Raw genomic sequence first — 17,692 nt, 5'->3', positions numbered from 1 at the left:
ATGGCGGATAGCGAAGCGGTCGCTCCAGACTACTCGGATTATCGAAAGCTGGATCGGTTTCAGGCATCGCATGCCGGCGATCGAGCGATAAGAAGCGTCAATAGATAAGCGGGGGATAAGCGATAAAGCGAGTATATTCAGCGATCGCGACCCTCGAAAAATGCTTTATTCCTCTCGCTGATATCGGTTTCTGATATGGATATTCGTCAACTCAATGCCTTCGTCGCAGTGTTCGAGGAACGCAACATCACCTCGGCGGCGCAGCGCTTGTTCACCAGCCAGCCCACGCTTTCAGTGACCATTCGCCAGCTCGAAGAGGTATTGGGGACAACGTTGTTCCAGCGCCTGCCAAGGGGCGTGGAAGTCACCGATGACGCACGCACGCTTTATCCACAGGCGCGGCGATTGCTGGCTGAAGCCCAGGCGCTGAGCAATCAGTTTCGTCAGCGCAACGACAGGCTAACGCTGGAGATCGGTGTGGAAAGCGAGATCGCAGCCAGTCATTTGGAGGCGTTTCTGGCGATGGCGTATCGGGTCGTGCCGAATCTGCTGCTGACGTTGCAGGACGGCTGCAGCGGCGATGCACGGCTGTCGGTGGAAGAGGATTGTTGCGAAGACGAGCTGTTTCTGCCGCTGTGGGAAGAGCCTTTCGTGTTGGCCCTTGCCGTCGGTCATCCACTGGCGCAGCGGGCCGGGCTGGCTGAAGCCGACCTCGCCAACGTGCAATGGATTACCTGCCCCGCTCATCCTTCCCATCAGCGTCTGATGGAGCTGTACAACCGAAGCTCCGGTTCGCTCGTGGCGACGGCCGGCTCGATGACCCTGGCGTTGCGGCTGGTGGCGGCCGGCGCGGGACTGGCGATGCTGCCGCAGTCGATGATCAGCCATCACGCTGGCGTCATCACTCGCCCGGCACGCACGCCCAACCTGATCCGCCGGGTTGGCCTGTGCTATGCGGCTCAGGCGCTGGATGTCCCGGCGTTAAGGTTGTTGCATGGGCATTTGCAGAATACTTCAGCTCCGGAGCTCGCCGCCCAGCTGTAGGAGCGCGCATGACTGTGGGAGTGCGCTTGATTACGACAACTGTCTTTCAAGTGCTCAAGATGCTCTGAATGTTGCGCGTCTTCATGAGCAAGCTCACTCCACAGAAGCCATGCGCCAGCGCCTCCGGCATCACCGCACCAAATGCAAAAACTGCATATGTCGCTCGTACTGATCGAGAATGTCGTTGATCACCTGCTCCTTGGTGTAGCCCACCAGGTCGTAATCCTGACTGCCCTCGCTCAAATGCACCTCGGCTCGGTAATAGCGCCTGTTGTTCAGTTGCTTGGAGCCCATGCCAGCACGGGCGAAAGAGGGCGTGAAGTAACCGCGCATGGTGACCTGATAGATGAAAGGCCGCTCTTCACCGTGGCCGATTTCCAGCCCGACCGTGTGATTCGCCGGATCAGGTTGCGTGACCACGCTCAAGCCTTTTTCGGCAAATACGGCCGTCACATCCTCGATGGCGGGGCGCACGGTCTGATCGAGGAAGCGGTACACCTCGTCGCGAGACGGGAAATGCACCGCCTGACTCAAACGCTGGCGCCACCCCCCTCGCCGCGCCCCCGACACGGGCGCCAGCGAGTACAGCTGAGCGATCTGTCGTTGCGATTCCATGTGAAATGCCTTGTGCAGGCCCCACATCATCGTCAGCAGGATCAGCGAGAACGGCAGCGACGTCAGCACCACCGCCGACTTCAGCGCATCGATGCTCCCCGAGAACAGCAGCCCGCTGGTGATCAGCGCCGTCATCACGCCCCAGAACACACGCAGCCATTTCGGGCCATCTTCGTCCGGGCTACCGCCTTTGGCAGAAAGGGTCGACAACACCACCGTGCCCGAATCCGCCGAGGTCACGAAAAACACGAAGCTGATAAACACCGTGACCGCGATGACAGTTTTGCTCCACGGGTAGTTTTGCAGCATCAGGTACAGGGTCATGGACGGGTCATCGATGGCCGACTGTCCCAGCGCCGTCATGCCGTGATTGAGCACCAGATCAATGGCGCTGTTACCAAAAATCGACATCCACGCCAGGGTGAACCCCAGCGGGATCAGCAGCACGCCGCAGACAAACTCCCGAATGGTGCGGCCTCGCGAAATACGCGCGATGAACAGCCCGACAAAGGGCGACCAAGCGATCCACCAGGCCCAATAGAACACCGTCCAGCCACCCAGCCAGTCACTCGGGCCGTTATAGGCGTAGACGTCAAAACTCTTGGTCGGCAGCGCGCCGAGGTAATCGCCGATGTTCTGCACCAGGGTATTGAGCAGATGCTGCGTGGGGCCGGCGAACAATACGAACAGCAGCAGCGCACAGGCCAGCAGCATGTTGATGTCGGACATGACCCGCACGCCCTTGTCGACCCCCGCCACGGCCACCAGAATCGCAGCGCCCATCATCAGGGTGATCAGTCCCACTTGAATCCAATGGGTGTGGGCGACGCCGAACAGGTAATCCAGCCCGGCGTTCAGATGCAGCACGCCAAAACCCATGTCCGCGCCAAGACCGAAGATGGTGGCAATGATGCCAAAACCGTCGACCGCGTAGCCGATAGGGCCATTGATGCGCTTGCCGATCAACGGGTACAACGCGGACCGCAGCGCCAGCGGCAGATTGTGGCGATAGGCGAAATACGCCAAAGCCATGCCGACGAATGCAAACACCCCCCAGCCGTGCAGGCCCCAATGAAGAAACAGCAACTGCATCGCCTGACGTGCCGATTCCGTAGTGCCGCCCTCGCCTTGAGGGGGTTGCAGCATGTGGGTCAGCGGCTCGGAAACGCAGAAGAAGAACAGCGTGATACTGATGCCCGCCGCAAACAGCATCCCGGCCCATGATAGGTAACTGAACTCGGGTTCATCGTGGTCGGCGCCGAGCTTGATCTTGCCGTAACCGGACAGCGCCGTGACCACCACGAACACCAGATACAGCGTCATGGCCAGCATGTAATACCAGCCAACCGTGTTGGCCGCCCAGTTCTGCGCGGCGAGCAACCATTGGCCAGCCGCTTCGGGGAAGCTGATGACGACCAGCCCGAATATCAGGATGAAGCTGGCGGCGAAATAGAAGACTGGGGCGTTCATGCGCACGGGCGCGCTGGTTTGCGCGCTTGGAACACTCATGCCAATACCGCCCCGAGGGGAGTGAAAACGTTCATGCAACGCTGATACGGCAAGGGTAGGCCTCCTGTTGTGAGCGGGCAGCGAACCACCGGTTTAACTTGATTGAACGTTCAATTAAAACACGGAAAAGGGGCGAAGGACCAATTGAAGGTCGCTGGGCGACGACTCGCGCGGGGGTACGACGTACGCTGGGAGGCGTTGGTTCCGGGGGTTTGGGCGGGGTTGAAGGGGGCGAGAAAAAACCGTGCTGCTGCAGCCCGTCGTCCGCTACCAATAGGTGGGTGGACGCGCCACCGGTTGAAGACGCCGCAGGTTACGACGCCAGCGAATGCGGTAGTCAGTTACAGATGAGCCGCCTGACACCCCGCCTTCGCCAGCAGGCCGTTTCCTACAATTGATGCGCCTCGCAAACAAGATTTGCGGCTGGGCACGGATCTGTCAGAGTGAGTATGCGTGATCGGACCTTACCTCTGCGTCCCATCATCATGCTGCAGGCTCGCCTGATTCACGTTGCTGTCCGCTGGCACACTACGAGTCAGCCAGACGTTGCCGCCAATGGTCGAGCCCTTGCCGATGGTGATGCGTCCCAGAATGGTCGCGCCTGCGTAGATCACCACGTCATCCTCGACGATGGGGTGACGCGCGTGGCCTTTCTGCAGATGACCGTCTTCGTCCGCCGGGAAGCGTTTTGCACCCAGGGTCACGGCCTGGTAGATCCGTACGCGCTCGCCGATGATTGCGGTTTCGCCAATGACCACTCCGGTACCGTGATCGATGAAGAAGCTCAGACCGATCTGCGCGCCAGGGTGAATGTCGATGCCGGTGGCCGAATGCGCCAGCTCCGAGCTGATTCGCGCCAGCAGCGGCAGACCATTGTTGTACAGATGGTGGGCCAGACGATGATGGATCACCGCGAGAATCCCCGGATAGCACAGCAACACCTCATCGACGCTGCGCGCCGCAGGATCGCCTTGATAAGCCGCCAGCACGTCGGTGTCGAGGGTGCGGCGGATGTTCGGCAGGGCGCTGGCGAAATCCTGAATCAGCCGCTCGGCGTGCACATCGGCACAGGAGGCGTCCTCCCCGCGCTGGCGGGCGACGTAGCGCAATTCGAGCCGCGCCTGATCCAACAGCGAGTTAAGCGCCACGTCCAGGGTGTGGCCGACGTAAAAGTCTTCGCTCTCTTCGCGCAGATCCACCGGCCCCAGGCGCATTGGGAACAGTGCGCCGCCCAGAGCCTCAAGGATGTCGCGCATGGCTTCGCGGGAAGGCAGCTCGCGACCGCCCTTCTCGCCGCTGACACGACCGTTGCGGGTGCGCCAGTCATCACGCGCAGCGCGCAACTCACCCACAATCCGCTGCAACTGCCAGTGGCCGGTCAATCCCTCGGCACATTCTTGCGGGGACAGTTCGGGAATAGTGCTCACGCAGATTTCTCCTCAGTTCAACGGCTCGTCAGGCTGGACATGGCCGAAGGTTGGATCACTCTACGGCAAACAAATAAGGCAAAAAAATAACAATTTTCGTGAGGCTATATCTCGACGCCCTCGGTAAATCGTTCAGTTGCCCTGTCGCAATGGTCTGCCTATAGTCCAGCGACTCACTTGCGGATGTATCGATACGACCATGATCAAACAACAGCTCGAACGCTTTGACCGCCTGGAACTGCTGGGCGCTCCAACGCCGCTGGAGAAACTTGAACGCCTGTCGACTTGGGTTGGGCGCGATATTTATGTCAAACGTGACGACATAACCCCCTTGGCCCTGGGCGGCAACAAGCTGCGCAAGCTGGAATATCTGGCCGCTGACGCGCTAGCCCAAGGCGCTGACACGCTGATCACCGCAGGTGCCATCCAGTCCAACCATGTACGCCAGACCGCGGCGCTGGCCGCCAAACTGGGCCTGGACTGCGTCGCGCTGCTGGAAAACCCGATTGCCACCGAAGACCGCAATTATCTGGGCAACGGCAATCGCCTGCTGCTGGATCTGTTCGACGCCAGGGTCGAGCTGGTGGAAAACCTCGACAACGCCGATGAGCAGCTCCAGGCGCTGGCCGCACGCCTGAGCGCCAGCGGCAAGAAGCCGTATCTGGTGCCGATCGGTGGCTCCAGTCCCATAGGCGCACTGGGTTATGTGCGGGCGGGTTTCGAGTTGGCCGAGCAGATCCAGCAGAGCGGTCTGCGATTTGCCGCCGTCGTGCTGGCCTCGGGCAGCGCAGGCACCCACAGCGGTCTTGCTCTGGCGCTGGCGCAAGCACTGCCGCAGTTGCCGGTCATCGGCGTGACCGTCTCGCGTCCGGAAGAATCCCAGGCGCCCAAGGTTCAGGGGCTGGCCGAACGTACCGTCGAGTTGCTCGGCGAACCGTTGCCCGCCGCATTCAAGGTGAGACTGTGGGACGAATATTACGGCCCACGCTATGGCGAACCGAACGCGGGAACGTTGTCGGCGATCAAACTGGTCGCCAGTCAGGAAGGATTGCTGCTGGACCCGGTGTACACCGGCAAAGCCATGGCCGGATTATTGGATGGGATCGGCCGGCAACGCGTTGACGACGGCCCGATCATCTTCCTGCACACCGGCGGTGCGCCAGCGTTGTTCGCTTATCCAGATGTTTTTTCGGAACAGTGAATGGGTTGCAGGCGCCGGCAATGATCAGGTGGAACGACGCATAACCGTGTGGCAGACGTCGGAGGTTAGGACACCAGCAAATGCGTCGGCTCAGTTACAGACGGGTTTGGCTGACACTCCACGCTCGCTGCCGACCAAACTCCGGCGTCTGCCACTTGTCTCTGCGCAGCACTGCATATACTCAAACCACCTAATGAACTCGCTTTTTATTATTTTTACTCCTAATCGACTGCTTTTATGATCGCCAGGGACAGCCGCGACAATGCTCGGCAGAGTACTGAAAAAGCTGGATAAAGCTGCGATGCCACAGTAGTTTCGTCAGGTCTGAAGCTTGCCTGACATACCAATTAGAACAGGGGACTCACATGAACATGTCTGCAATCCGCCGCACCTTCCTGCTGTCGGCATTCAGTCTGGTGCTCGGCACCGGTCTGGTGACCCACGCCGTCGCTGGCGAGCAACTGGAAACCATCAAAAAGAACGGCACGCTCGACGTCGGTTTGGAGGGCACCTACCCGCCTTTCAGTTTCGTCGGCGAAGACGGCAAGCTGACCGGTTTCGAGGTCCAGTTCTCCGAAGCCCTGGCCAAGGAGCTGGGCGTGAAGGTCAAGCTGACTGCAACCCCATGGGCCGGCATCCTCGCGGCACTGGATTCCAAGCGCCTGGACGTGGTCATCAACCAGGTGACCATCTCCGAAGAGCGCAAGAAGAAATACGACTTCTCGGAACCGTACACCGTGTCTGGCATTCAAGCCCTGGTGCAGACCAAAAACAAGGACACGATCAAAACTGCCGCTGACCTCAAAGACAAGAAAGTCGGTGTCGGCCTGGGCAGCAACTATGAGCAGTGGCTCAAAGAGAATGTCCCTGGCGCGGTCGTCAAAACTTACGACGATGATCCGACCAAATATCAAGACCTGCGCGTCGGGCGCATTGACGCCATCCTGGTCGATCGCCTCGCCGCTCTGGACCTAATCGCCAAAACCAAAGACCAACTGGCTGTCGCCGGCGAGCCATTCTCTCGTCAGGAGTCCGGTATCGCACTGCGCAAGGGCGAACCTGAGTTGCTGGACGCGATTAACAAGGCTATCGACAAGCTGCGCACCGACGGCACCCTCGCCAAGCTGTCGCAGAAGTACTTCAAGGCTGACGTGACCAAATGATTCCAGAGAGCCTACAGCTCGCGCTGGACTCCGCGCCCTTTCTGCTCAAGGGCGCGTATTACACGGTGGGTCTGAGTCTCGGATCGATGTTCTTCGGATTGGTGCTGGGCTTCGGCCTGGCATTGATGCGGCTGTCGAAGGTCTGGATCGTCAGCGCCATCGCCAGGGTCTACGTGTCGTTCTTTCGCGGCACGCCCCTGCTGGTTCAGCTATTCATGATCTATTACGGCCTGCCTGATCTGGGCATCGAGCTGGATGCGATCACAGCGGCGCTCATCGGGTTATCGCTGAACATGGCGGCCTACGCCTGCGAAATCCTGCGCGCCGCCATTGGCGCGGTGGACAGAGGACAGTGGGAAGCCGCTGCCAGCATCGGCATGACCCGTGCGCAGACCATGCGTCGAGCAATTCTGCCGCAAGCCGCACGTACCGCGCTGCCACCCTTGGGCAACAGCTTCATTTCACTGGTCAAAGACACCGCCATGGCCGCCACCATTCAGGTGCCGGAAGTATTCCGTCAGGCGCAGCTGATTTCGTCGAGGACGCTGGAGGTCTTCACCATGTATTTCACCGTCGCGGTGATCTACTGGGTGCTGTGCACCGTATTGGCACACTTCCAGAACCGCCTGGAAGCACGGGCCAACCGCCACGACGTGGAGTCCTGATGCATGATCACCGTTGAAAAACTGACCAAGCAATTCAAGGGCAACGAGGTCCTCAAAGGCATTGATCTCAAGGTCGAGCCAGGCGAAGTGGTTGCCATCATCGGTCCCAGCGGTTCCGGCAAGACCACCTTCCTGCGCTGCCTGAATTTTCTCGAAGAGCCGAGCAGCGGCAATATCGTCGTCGGCGATATCAGAATCGATGGCAGCCAGCCCCTGAGTCAGCAACAGGGCCTGATTCGCCAACTGCGTCAGCACGTTGGTTTCGTGTTCCAGAACTTCAACCTGTTTCCCCATCGCACGGCACTGGAAAACGTCATCGAAGGCCCGATCGTGGTCAAGAAGATGCCGCACGATCAAGCGGTCGAATTGGGGCGCGAGCTTCTGGCCAAGGTCGGTCTTGCAGGCAAGGAAGACGCTTATCCGCGGCGCCTGTCAGGAGGGCAGCAGCAGCGGGTGGCGATCGCCCGAGCCCTGGCGATGGAGCCGGAAGTCATTCTTTTCGATGAACCGACTTCGGCGCTGGACCCTGAGCTGGTTGGCGAAGTGCTCAGCACCATCCGAGCCTTGGCCGAAGAAAACCGCACGATGGTCATCGTCACCCACGAAATGAAATTCGCCCGGGATGTCGCCAATCGCGTGGTGTTCATCGATAAAGGCGTGATCGTGGAACAGGGCGATGCCAAAGAATTGTTCGCGAACCCCAAGGAGGAGCGTACGCGGCAGTTTCTAGAACGCAGCAGGAATTAATCCTACAATCCGCGTGTAATAAACGGCGCTCATCAGCGCCGTTTTCTTTGCGTCCAACATTTGGAAAAGTTTGGATCTAGCAAACCTCTCTTTCATGCGGCCCTGCATCAGGGCGCGTTTCTTATCGACTTTCTCAATGCAACATATGCGTGCTTACGTCATTTGACGATTTGGTACTTTGACCTTTTATCGTCCTACAAATAGCGCGAGGGTCTTCTTGCGAGGACTCCCATGCCACCCCGCAGCCAAACGTTATCAGCCACAAGTAGGACATTGCGCCCATTCTCGGCACCCCGGCACTAGATCACGTTGTAGGAAGCATCTGTTTATGTTGAACACAACTGCTTAATCCTCATGACTCATTGACAGATATGCAGTAACACAATTAGCTCAATTGAAACCTCGAATACTTTCATAGCGGAATAAGCAAGTCTGAATTTGGAACCGTTTGTATGGTTTGCCAACACTGCGCATCGAGCGTGTACTAACGGCATCGATTTAAAAGAGTGTCTGGGATGGCGAATGTCGCCCAGGCCTTACTTCAAACCCAACTTCCAGTGAGAACCGAAGATGATCCATACTCCTGTCAGCCGTATGCCTTTAAAGCTCTTCGCGCCCTATTTGCCGCAGTGCAACAGACAGGGCATAGGCGTCCTGGCCGCAAGCAACCTGTTAGTGCACATCGATCCTTACCCCGAGATGGAGTCAGGAGACCTGATTGAATTGTTCTGGGGCGACTGTTATGTCGCGTCAACACTTTTATCGGAGTCCGACATTGGATATACGTCTGTCCTACGTATACCCGAGAGCTTTCTACAGAGTGGTAAGGTCAAGACCTACTATCGCGTGACAAAGATAGGTAGCGAATCCGTCAGGTCACCCAGTTGCAAGGTGTGGGTCAAACTGGAGACTCCCGGCGGTCATTTGGTCAGCGCCGATGGTGACGAAAATCAGGGGTTGGCTCCGTTGAAGTTTCCCGAGTCCGTCACGAGGGACGGGCTGAGCGCTCAACAATTGAAAAGTGGCATCCATGTCACGATCGAGCCCTATGCACATATGGAGGCGTATGACGAAATCACCCTGCGCTGGGGCGATGTTCGTATGGATCTTCCAGCGTTGACGGAACAACAGGTCGGCAAGGCCATCAAGGTTCATGTACCGGCGACGCTGCTTCGGGAAGCCTGGGATGAGCTGCATCAGGAAGTGACCTACTGCGTCATCGACCGGGTAGGCAACAATTCCCTGTGGGCCCCGGCAAGGTCCATCAAGGTCAGCACCGACGATATCCCCGAGCCTGAACTTTGATTGCCTTCGCCAGCCCTAAAGCACCGTCGCCATGCTGGAATGCCTGGTTTCGGCGGTGTTTTTGGCCAAAGCGCGCTGAATCGCCCACAGCTCGGAGCTGCCGGCGAAAACGTGAGCGGGTCTTCAGATCCGACGCGGACCAGAAACATCCCACAGCCTCTATAAAACCTTCCTACAACTCCCCGCCAGTAGGAACCCGCCGCCACTGCTAGCCTGCGCTGACACTCTTCACGAGACGTTCGCCATGCCGTGCCGACATATCGTCAAGTACTTCACCCTCCTGCTGATCTTCAGCTCCTGCCTTGCGTGGGCCAGCCAGCTGACTGGCGGCTAAATCCCCGATTCGCCTTCTATGCTTATTCCTAAATGTAAGTTTATTTAATCTTTATACGCGCTTACGGTATATGCACCGGACCACCGGCCCCCCGCAAGACTTCCTGCCGCCACCGCGGTTTTGATTCGAGGTTCGAATGGTCACGTACACAATTACCCCAGTGCATAACGCCAGGGCATTGCGCGCATGGAGAAGTCGCCACCATGACTGATCTGAGCGCACTTTCTGTCCAGCACACCCTGGACATTGCTCCCCCTCTGCTGCCCGCCAAAGTGCTGCGCAACGACGCCGAAGCGATCGCCGCAGCCCACGAGCTTGCAGCCCTTGTCCGGCCTACTGCTGCCACGCGTGATCGTGAGCGTCAGTTGCCGTGGACCGAAATAGAGCTGTTCACTCGCAGCGGCCTGGGCAGTATTTCCGTGCCCCGCGCCTACGGCGGGCCCCAGGTATCGTTCGCCACCGTCGCCCAGGTGTTCGCCATCCTGTCCGCAGCCGATCCTGCGGTCGGGCAGATCCCGCAGAATCATTTCGGGATTCTCAACTCGCTGGTCGGGAGCGCCAGCGAAGCGCAGAAAAAGGTGCTGTTCGACAGCATTCTCCATGGCGCGCGCATCGGCAACGGCGGCCCGGAACGTGGCACCAGGAACACCCTTGACGTAAGGACCCGACTGACCGCTGACGGTGATCAATTTTTGCTCAACGGTCGTAAGTTCTACTCCACCGGCGCGCTGTTCGCCCATTGGGTCGCGGTCAAGGCGATCAACGACGACGGCAAACAGGTGCTGGTCTTCGTACCTCGCGGCACGCCGGGGCTGCACATCATCGACGACTGGTCCGGCTTCGGGCAGCGCACCACGGCCAGCGGCAGTGTGCTGCTGGAGAACGTGCGGGTCAGCGGCGACCTGGTCATCGAAAACTGGAAGCTTGCGCTGGCGCCCAGCATCCAGGGTGCGGTTTCACAACTGATTCAAGCGGCCATCGATGCCGGTATCGCCCGCGAAGCCATCGACGAAACCATCCGTTTCGTGCGTGAACGTTCACGTCCCTGGATCGAGGCCAATGTCGAGCGCGCGAGCGACGACCCATACGTCATCGCCGATATCGGCAAGTTGAAACTGGAACTGCATGCTGCCCAAGCGCTGCTGGACAAGGCCGGTCGTGTGCTGGATGAAATCGCCGCCGCACCCATCGATGAGCAATCTGCGGCCCGGGCATCCATTGTCGTGGCCGAAGCCAAGGTGCTCACCACCGGCATCGCCCTGCAGGCAAGTGAAAAGCTGTTCGAGCTGTCCGGCAGTCGCGCCACGCTGGCCGAATTCAATCTTGATCGTCACTGGCGCAACGCCCGCGTCCACACCCTGCACGATCCGGTGCGCTGGAAGGTCCACGCCGTCGGTGCCTGGAACCTCAACGGCACCCTGCCCGCCCGCCACTCCTGGATCTGAACCAGACAACTGGAAGCACACATATGAGTCTTCAATCCTTGCCGCGTGACACGCAGGCGGCGGTCGCGATCATCAAAGATGACGCCCAGGCGCTGGAAATCGCCCACGCGTTGGCCGAAATCTTCAAACAGCAGAGCGCCGTGCGTGATCGCGAACGCCGTCTGCCACACCTTGAGCTGGAACAGTTCTCCCGCTCCGGGCTGTGGGGCATCAGCGTACCGAAAGCCTTTGGCGGCGCTGGCGTTTCCAGCGTTACCCTGGCCGAAGTCATTCGCATCATCTCGGCGGCCGACGGCTCGCTGGGGCAGATTCCGCAGAACCATTTCTACGCCCTTGAAGTGCTACGCGTGAATGGCAGCCCCGAGCAGCAGAAGCGTCTGTACGCCGAAGTGCTCGCTGGCCAACGCTTCGGCAATGCGCTTGCGGAGTTGGGTACCAAAACTGCCCACGATCGCACCACGCGCCTGAGCGCTGACCTGAGTAGTGAGCGCAAGGGCTGGCGCATCAACGGCCGCAAGTTCTACGCCACTGGGGCGTTGTATGCGCAGCGCATTCCGACCTCGGTGATCGATGACGACGGCGTTCAGCAACTGGCTTTCGTCCCGGCCAACGCTGCGGGCCTGAACGTGATCGATGACTGGAGTGGCTTCGGCCAGCGCACTACCGGCAGCGGCTCGGTGGTGTTCGACAACGTGTATGTCAGTGATGAAGATGTGGTGCCGTTCCAGACTGCATTCGAGCGCCCGACGACGGTTGGCCCGCTGGCGCAGATTCTTCATGCGGCCATCGACACCGGCATCGCACGGGCGGCTTATGAAGACGCCCTGCATTTCGTGCGCACTCGCACCCGCCCCTGGATCGACTCGGGCGTCGAAAAAGCCGTGGACGATCCTTTAACCCTGCACAGTTTCGGCAAGCTCGGCATTCGTCTGCACGCCGCCGAGGCCTTGCTCGAACGCTCCGGCGAATATCTGGACCGAGCGCAGGCCCAGAGCACTGCCGAAAACGTGGCACAAGCCTCGATAGCCGTGGCCGAAGCCCGCGCCATCAGCACCGAAATTTCCCTGGCGGCCAGCAGCACGTTGTTCGAATTGGCAGGCTCCCAGTCGACCCTGGCCGAGCACGGTCTGGATCGTCACTGGCGCAACGCGCGGGTTCACACCTTGCACGACCCGGTGCGCTGGAAGTACCACGCCATCGGCAATTTCTATCTCAATGAGGTCAATCCTCCATGTCGGGGGACGATCTGATGGGCAAGAAAAAGATCCTGCTCAACGCGTTCAACATGAACTGCATCGGGCACATCAACCATGGTTTCTGGACGCACCCGAGGGACACCTCGACCCAGTACAAAACCATCGAATACTGGACCAATCTGGCGCAGTTGCTGGAGCGAGGGCTGTTCGACGGTTTGTTCATCGCCGATATCGTCGGCGTATATGACGTGTACCAGAAGTCGATCGGCGTCACGCTCAAGGAGTCGATCCAGCTGCCGGTCAACGATCCGCTGCTACTGGTTTCGGCCATGGCGGCGGTCACCAAAAATCTTGGTTTCGGCCTGACCGCCAACCTCACCTATGAAGCGCCGTATCTGTTCGCCCGGCGTATGTCGACGCTCGATCACCTGACCCGTGGACGTGTGGGCTGGAACATCGTTACCGGCTATCTGGACAGCGCCGCCAAGGCGATGGGCCTCACGGAGCAGATCGAACACGACCGGCGTTACGACCAGGCCGACGAATACCTGGAGGTGCTGTACAAGCTCTGGGAAGGCAGCTGGGAAGACGATGCGGTGATTGAGGATCGTCAGGCGCGTATCTACGCCCAGCCGGAAAAAGTGCATTACGTGCGCCACCACGGCGAGTTCTATCAGGTCGAGGGTTATCACCTGTGCGAGCCGTCGCCGCAGCGCACGCCGGTGCTGTTTCAAGCCGGCAGTTCTGACCGCGGTCTGCAGTTTGCGGGCAGCAATGCCGAGTGTGTGTTCATCAGCGGGCAGAACAAACCCGCGACCCGCGAACAAGTGGACAAGGTGCGCGCCAGCGCCGTGGCGGCCGGTCGCAACCCGGACGACATTAAGGTGTTCATGGGCTTGAACGTCATCGTCGGGGCGACCGAAGAGGCCGCTCGTGCCAAGCATGCGGAATATCTGAAGTATGCCAGCGCCGAAGCCGGGCTCGCACACTTTGCCGCCTCTACCGGCATCGACTTCGCCGACTACGAGCTGGACGAACCTATCCAGCACGTCAAAGGCAATGCCATTCAATCGGCGACGAAGATCCTCAGGAACAACGACTGGACGCGGCAGAAACTGCTGGACCAGCACGCGCTGGGCGGTCGCTACATCAACGTGATCGGCTCGCCCGAGCAGGTCGCTGACGAGCTGGAATCCTGGATCGCCGAAACCGGCCTGGACGGCTTCAACCTGACTCGCATTGTTACGCCCGAGAGCTACGAGGATTTCATCGATCTGGTGATCCCGGAGCTGCAACGGCGCGGTTCCTACAAGACCGCTTACGAGCACGGAACGTTGCGCGAGAAGTTGTTCGCCGAAGGCGAAGCTCGGTTGCCGCAGCGGCATGTCGGGGCGAGCTACCGGGTTCTAAACCAATGATTCATATCGCTTGACCTGACGTCTTCGTGAGCAAGCTCACTCCCACAGTAGAGTTGCGTCGTTCACCAAAAGCTGTGGCGGAGCACAATCCTGTGGGAGTGAGCTTGCTCACGAAAGCGGTCTTGCAGGCGCCTGAAAAACTAAAAATTTGAACACTGACTCGGACACCACACCATGAGCAAAACCCTTCTGACACTGGCCCTTTCCTTTGGCCTGTTCACCGGCATCAGCCAGGCGGCGGATCAGCCGCTCAAGGTCGGCACCACTGCCGCCTTCGCCATTCCGCTGGAAGCCGCAGTGGCTGAAGCCGACAAACAAGGCCTGAAGGTCGAGCTGGTGGAGTTCACCGACTGGATCGCGCCGAACGTCAGCCTCAACGCGGGGGACATCGACGTGAACTACTTCCAGCACATCCCGTTCCTGGAAAACGCCAAGGCCGCATCTGGCTTCGATCTGGTGCCTTATGCGCCAGGCATCATCAACAACGTCGGTCTCTACTCCAAGAAGTACAAAAGCTTCGACGAGCTGCCAACCGGCGCCACTGTGGCCATCGCCAACGACCCGATCAACAGCGGGCGCGGTCTGCAACTGCTGGCCAAGGCCGGTCTGATCACCCTCAAACCCGGCGTCGGTTACAAGGCCACCGAAGACGACATCACCGCCAACCCGAAGAAGATCAAGCTGATTCAGGTCGAAGCGGTGCAGTTGGTCCGCGCCTATGACGACGCCGATCTGGTGCAGGGCTACCCAGCCTACATTCGCTTGGCAAAAACCTTCGATGCCGGCTCGGCGATCCTGTTCGACGGTCTGGATCACCCGGAATATGTCATCCAATTCGTGATCAGGCCTGACCACAAAGACGACCCGCGGCTGGCCAAATTCATCGACATCTACCAACACTCCCCTGTCGTGCGCGCCTCGCTGGATAAAGTGAATGGCTCGCTGTATCAGGTCGGCTGGAAGAACTGAACATGAACGCCACCGTGCAACGCTCCCTGCCACTGGAAGAGCCCACTCCGCATTCCGCCGCACAGGCGCGCCTGCACCCGGAAAAGGCCAACGCCCATGTGCGCTTCAGCCAGTTGGGCAAGGTCTATGAAGGCCAACAAGGGCCGGTAACAGCCCTGCAAGGCATCGATCTGGATATCGAGCGCGGCGAAGTATTCGGCATTATCGGTCGTAGCGGCGCTGGCAAGTCGTCGCTGATTCGCACTATCAACCGCCTGGAACAACCCAGCAGCGGCCAGGTGTTGATCGATCAAGTCGATATCGCTGCGTTCAATGAAGACAAGCTGGTGGAACTGCGCCGACGGATAGGCATGATCTTTCAGCACTTCAACCTGATGTCGGCCAAAACCGTCTGGAAGAACGTCGAACTGCCACTCAAAGTGGCTGGCGTTCCCAAGGAGCAGCGCAAACGCAAGGTTGCCGAACTGCTGGAACTGGTGGGTCTGCAAGACAAGCACGACGCCTATCCGGCGCAGTTGTCCGGCGGCCAGAAGCAGCGCGTCGGCATTGCCCGGGCGCTGGTGCATGACCCGGAAATTCTGCTCTGCGACGAAGCCACTTCGGCGCTCGATCCGGAAACCACGCAATCGATCCTGGGCCTGCTGCGCGAGATCAATCAGCGCCTGGGCCTGACCATCATTCTGATCACCCATGAAATGGCGGTGATCCGCGAGATCTGTGACCGTGTCGTGGTTCTGGAACGTGGGCGGATCGTCGAACAAGGCCCGGTGTGGCAGGTCTTCGGTGACCCACAGCATGAGGTGAGCAAGACGCTGCTGGCGCCGCTGCAACACGCGTTGCCGGAAGACCTGCAGACTCGCTTGCAGGCGCAGCCATCGGACAAGCACGCCAGTATCGTGCTCGATCTGCAGTTCACCGGCAGCGACGGCAACGAGCCCGATCTGTCGGCGCTGTTCAGTGCGTTCGGCGGTCGCGTCAGCCTGCTGCATGGCGGTGTAGAGCGCATTCAGGGGCGGGCGCTGGGGCATTTGCTTCTGGCGGTCAGCCATTCGCCTTTGTCCGTCGAAGAATTGCTCACTCGCGCACGCAAACAGGCGCAACACGCAAAGGTACTGGGTTATGTGGCTTGATCGTTTGTGGCAAGGCGTTATCGACACGTTCCTGATGGTCGGCGTTTCGTCGCTGATCGCGCTGATCCTGGGCATTCCGTTGGCCGTGATTCTGGTCACCAGCGGCAAAGGCGGGATTTTCGAAGCGCCGAACGTCAACCGTGTGTTGGGCGCCTTCGTGAATATCTTTCGCTCGGTGCCGTTTCTGATCCTGATGGTTGCGCTGATCCCCTTCACCCGGCTGATCGTCGGCACGACATACGGCGTCTGGGCGGCGGTCGTGCCGCTGACCATCGCCGCCACGCCGTTTTTCGCGCGCATCGCCGAAGTCAGCCTGCGCGAAGTCGACCACGGCCTGATCGAAGCCGCTCAGGCGATGGGTTGCCGCCGTTGGCATATCGTCTGGCACGTCCTGCTGCCCGAAGCGCTGCCGGGGATCGTCGGCGGCTTCACCATCACCCTGGTCACCATGATCAACTCCTCGGCAATGGCAGGCGCCATCGGCGCGGGGGGCCTGGGAGACATCGCTTATCGCTACGGCTATCAGCGCTTCGATACGCAAGTGATGCTTACCGTGATCGTGTTGTTGGTGGTGTTGGTGGCAGTGATTCAGCTGGGCGGGGATCGGCTGGCGCTGCGATTGAATAAGCGGTGATTGGGATCGAGATCTGAGTTTCTCAGGTCGATCGCCATTCCCTGTGGAGTGAGCTTGCTAGGGGCCGCCTTCGGACAAAGGCTGACTAACAGACGCTGCATCTGTTGCGACAGCACTGACCTCTTCGTGAGCCAGCTCGCTCCCACAGGTTTTAATCATTCGTCGTGATCCTGAGCAGGGGTATATTGGCCGCTTCTCCCGCTCAGAATCCGCTCAATGAAACTCGACCCGCAGCACCTCGCTCAGATCACCGCCACCACGCTGGGCAACTACGACAATGTGGCCGAGGAGTTTCGTGAGGGGACGCGCAACCATGATGTCACGCAGAACATCGCTGCCCTGCTGCGCAATATCCAGGGTGCGGCGCCGTTTCAGATTCTCGATTTTGGCTGCGGGCCGGGGCGGGATTTGCGCACGTTCACAGCGATGGGCCATGTCGCGGTCGGCTTGGATGGCTCTGAGCGCTTCGCTGAGATGGCCCGTGCCGACAGTGGGTGCGAGGTGTTGCGGCAGAACTTTCTGGAACTCGATCTCCCTTCCGAACGCTTCGACGGCATCTTCGCCAATGCCTCGCTGTTTCATGTCCCCAGGCAGGAACTGCCTCGAGTGTTGAGCCAATTGCGCGCAACCTTGAAGCCCGGCGGTGTGCTGTTCAGTTCCAATCCTCGGGGGCACAATCAGGAAGGCTGGAAAGGCGAACGCTATGGCTCGTTTCATGATCTCGAATCATGGAGCGCGTTGCTGACCGAGGCAGGGTTCGTCGAGGTCGAGCATTACTACCGGCCGCAAGGCTTGCCCAGGGAGCAGCAGCCCTGGCTGGCAAGTATCTGGCGCAGGGTTTGAGGCGCCATCGATCTCGCGACGAACACTGTCCCTGTGGGGTGAGCTTG

General features: G+C 59.5%; 15 protein-coding genes. 13 read left to right on the top strand and 2 right to left on the bottom strand.

Going from position 1 to position 17,692, the window contains the following annotated elements; translation table 11 throughout:
* The first annotated feature begins 195 nt into the window (after window positions 1-195).
* Window positions 196-1,044 (top strand): LysR family transcriptional regulator, encoded by an 849-nt coding sequence (locus CE491_RS16525; RefSeq protein WP_110949400.1) that lies wholly within the window; start codon window positions 196-198, stop codon window positions 1,042-1,044.
* A 129-nt stretch (window positions 1,045-1,173) separates the two neighbouring features.
* On the opposite strand, the gene betT is transcribed toward CE491_RS16525, so the two are convergent.
* Both betT and epsC read right to left on the bottom strand, forming a co-directional pair.
* Complete coding sequence (gene betT / locus CE491_RS16520) at window positions 1,174-3,129, bottom strand: choline transporter BetT (protein ID WP_199885139.1); 1,956 nt, start codon at window positions 3,127-3,129, stop codon at window positions 1,174-1,176.
* 503 nt (window positions 3,130-3,632) lie between these two features.
* Window positions 3,633-4,595, bottom strand: a complete 963-nt coding sequence (gene epsC, locus CE491_RS16515; protein WP_110949398.1) for a serine O-acetyltransferase EpsC — start codon at window positions 4,593-4,595, stop codon at window positions 3,633-3,635.
* Between the two features lie 199 nt (window positions 4,596-4,794).
* On the opposite strand from epsC, the gene CE491_RS16510 reads away from it, so the two are divergent.
* From CE491_RS16510 to CE491_RS16455, 12 genes are all read left to right on the top strand, one after another.
* Complete coding sequence (locus CE491_RS16510) at window positions 4,795-5,796, top strand: D-cysteine desulfhydrase (RefSeq protein WP_110949397.1); 1,002 nt, start codon at window positions 4,795-4,797, stop codon at window positions 5,794-5,796.
* A 365-nt stretch (window positions 5,797-6,161) separates the two neighbouring features.
* Complete coding sequence (gene tcyJ, locus CE491_RS16505; RefSeq protein ID WP_110949396.1) at window positions 6,162-6,959, top strand: cystine ABC transporter substrate-binding protein; 798 nt, start codon at window positions 6,162-6,164, stop codon at window positions 6,957-6,959.
* Window positions 6,956-7,624: a cystine ABC transporter permease gene (tcyL, locus tag CE491_RS16500; protein WP_110949395.1), complete on the top strand. Its 669-nt coding sequence runs from the start codon at window positions 6,956-6,958 to the stop codon at window positions 7,622-7,624. Before tcyJ ends, tcyL begins: the two co-directional genes overlap by 4 nt.
* Window positions 7,625-7,627: 3 nt before the next feature.
* On the top strand, window positions 7,628-8,371 hold the full coding sequence (gene tcyN / locus CE491_RS16495; protein ID WP_110949394.1) for an L-cystine ABC transporter ATP-binding protein TcyN: 744 nt from the start codon (window positions 7,628-7,630) through the stop codon (window positions 8,369-8,371).
* A gap of 570 nt (window positions 8,372-8,941) precedes the next feature.
* Window positions 8,942-9,676, top strand: a complete 735-nt coding sequence (locus CE491_RS16490) for a hypothetical protein (RefSeq protein WP_110949393.1) — start codon at window positions 8,942-8,944, stop codon at window positions 9,674-9,676.
* Window positions 9,677-10,213: 537 nt separating this feature from the next.
* Entirely contained in the window at window positions 10,214-11,455 is a 1,242-nt protein-coding gene (locus CE491_RS16485) for an SfnB family sulfur acquisition oxidoreductase (RefSeq protein ID WP_110949392.1), read from the top strand.
* Window positions 11,456-11,478: 23 nt separating this feature from the next.
* Window positions 11,479-12,705 carry an SfnB family sulfur acquisition oxidoreductase gene (locus CE491_RS16480; RefSeq protein WP_110949391.1) on the top strand — a complete coding sequence of 409 codons (1,227 nt, stop codon included), beginning with the start codon at window positions 11,479-11,481 and terminating at the stop codon, window positions 12,703-12,705.
* Entirely contained in the window at window positions 12,705-14,069 is a 1,365-nt protein-coding gene (locus tag CE491_RS16475; RefSeq protein WP_110949501.1) for an LLM class flavin-dependent oxidoreductase, read from the top strand. The genes CE491_RS16480 and CE491_RS16475 overlap by 1 nt, the downstream gene beginning before the upstream one ends.
* Window positions 14,070-14,243: 174 nt before the next feature.
* Window positions 14,244-15,038: a MetQ/NlpA family ABC transporter substrate-binding protein gene (locus CE491_RS16470; RefSeq protein ID WP_110949390.1), complete on the top strand. Its 795-nt coding sequence runs from the start codon at window positions 14,244-14,246 to the stop codon at window positions 15,036-15,038.
* Between the two features lie 2 nt (window positions 15,039-15,040).
* Complete coding sequence (locus CE491_RS16465) at window positions 15,041-16,168, top strand: methionine ABC transporter ATP-binding protein (protein ID WP_110949389.1); 1,128 nt, start codon at window positions 15,041-15,043, stop codon at window positions 16,166-16,168.
* Complete coding sequence (locus CE491_RS16460; protein ID WP_110949388.1) at window positions 16,158-16,802, top strand: methionine ABC transporter permease; 645 nt, start codon at window positions 16,158-16,160, stop codon at window positions 16,800-16,802. Before CE491_RS16465 ends, CE491_RS16460 begins: the two co-directional genes overlap by 11 nt.
* A gap of 216 nt (window positions 16,803-17,018) precedes the next feature.
* Window positions 17,019-17,645 carry a class I SAM-dependent methyltransferase gene (locus CE491_RS16455; RefSeq protein ID WP_110949387.1) on the top strand — a complete coding sequence of 209 codons (627 nt, stop codon included), beginning with the start codon at window positions 17,019-17,021 and terminating at the stop codon, window positions 17,643-17,645.
* Window positions 17,646-17,692: the final 47 nt, after the last annotated feature.

Source organism: Pseudomonas bohemica, assembly GCF_002934685.1.
Taxonomy (GTDB): domain Bacteria; phylum Pseudomonadota; class Gammaproteobacteria; order Pseudomonadales; family Pseudomonadaceae; genus Aquipseudomonas; species Aquipseudomonas bohemica.
This window is presented reverse-complemented; position numbering and strand designations above follow the sequence as displayed.

Coding starts and splice junctions, on each gene's coding strand:
- CE491_RS16525 (WP_110949400.1), top strand. CDS start 196: ATGGATATTCGTCAACTCAATGCCTTCGTCGCAGTGTTCGAGGAACGC.
- betT (WP_199885139.1), bottom strand. CDS start 3,129: ATGAACGCCCCAGTCTTCTATTTCGCCGCCAGCTTCATCCTGATATTC.
- CE491_RS16510 (WP_110949397.1), top strand. CDS start 4,795: ATGATCAAACAACAGCTCGAACGCTTTGACCGCCTGGAACTGCTGGGC.
- tcyJ (WP_110949396.1), top strand. CDS start 6,162: ATGAACATGTCTGCAATCCGCCGCACCTTCCTGCTGTCGGCATTCAGT.
- tcyL (WP_110949395.1), top strand. CDS start 6,956: ATGATTCCAGAGAGCCTACAGCTCGCGCTGGACTCCGCGCCCTTTCTG.
- tcyN (WP_110949394.1), top strand. CDS start 7,628: ATGATCACCGTTGAAAAACTGACCAAGCAATTCAAGGGCAACGAGGTC.
- CE491_RS16490 (WP_110949393.1), top strand. CDS start 8,942: ATGATCCATACTCCTGTCAGCCGTATGCCTTTAAAGCTCTTCGCGCCC.
- CE491_RS16485 (WP_110949392.1), top strand. CDS start 10,214: ATGACTGATCTGAGCGCACTTTCTGTCCAGCACACCCTGGACATTGCT.
- CE491_RS16480 (WP_110949391.1), top strand. CDS start 11,479: ATGAGTCTTCAATCCTTGCCGCGTGACACGCAGGCGGCGGTCGCGATC.
- CE491_RS16475 (WP_110949501.1), top strand. CDS start 12,705: ATGGGCAAGAAAAAGATCCTGCTCAACGCGTTCAACATGAACTGCATC.
- CE491_RS16470 (WP_110949390.1), top strand. CDS start 14,244: ATGAGCAAAACCCTTCTGACACTGGCCCTTTCCTTTGGCCTGTTCACC.
- CE491_RS16465 (WP_110949389.1), top strand. CDS start 15,041: ATGAACGCCACCGTGCAACGCTCCCTGCCACTGGAAGAGCCCACTCCG.
- CE491_RS16460 (WP_110949388.1), top strand. CDS start 16,158: ATGTGGCTTGATCGTTTGTGGCAAGGCGTTATCGACACGTTCCTGATG.
- CE491_RS16455 (WP_110949387.1), top strand. CDS start 17,019: ATGAAACTCGACCCGCAGCACCTCGCTCAGATCACCGCCACCACGCTG.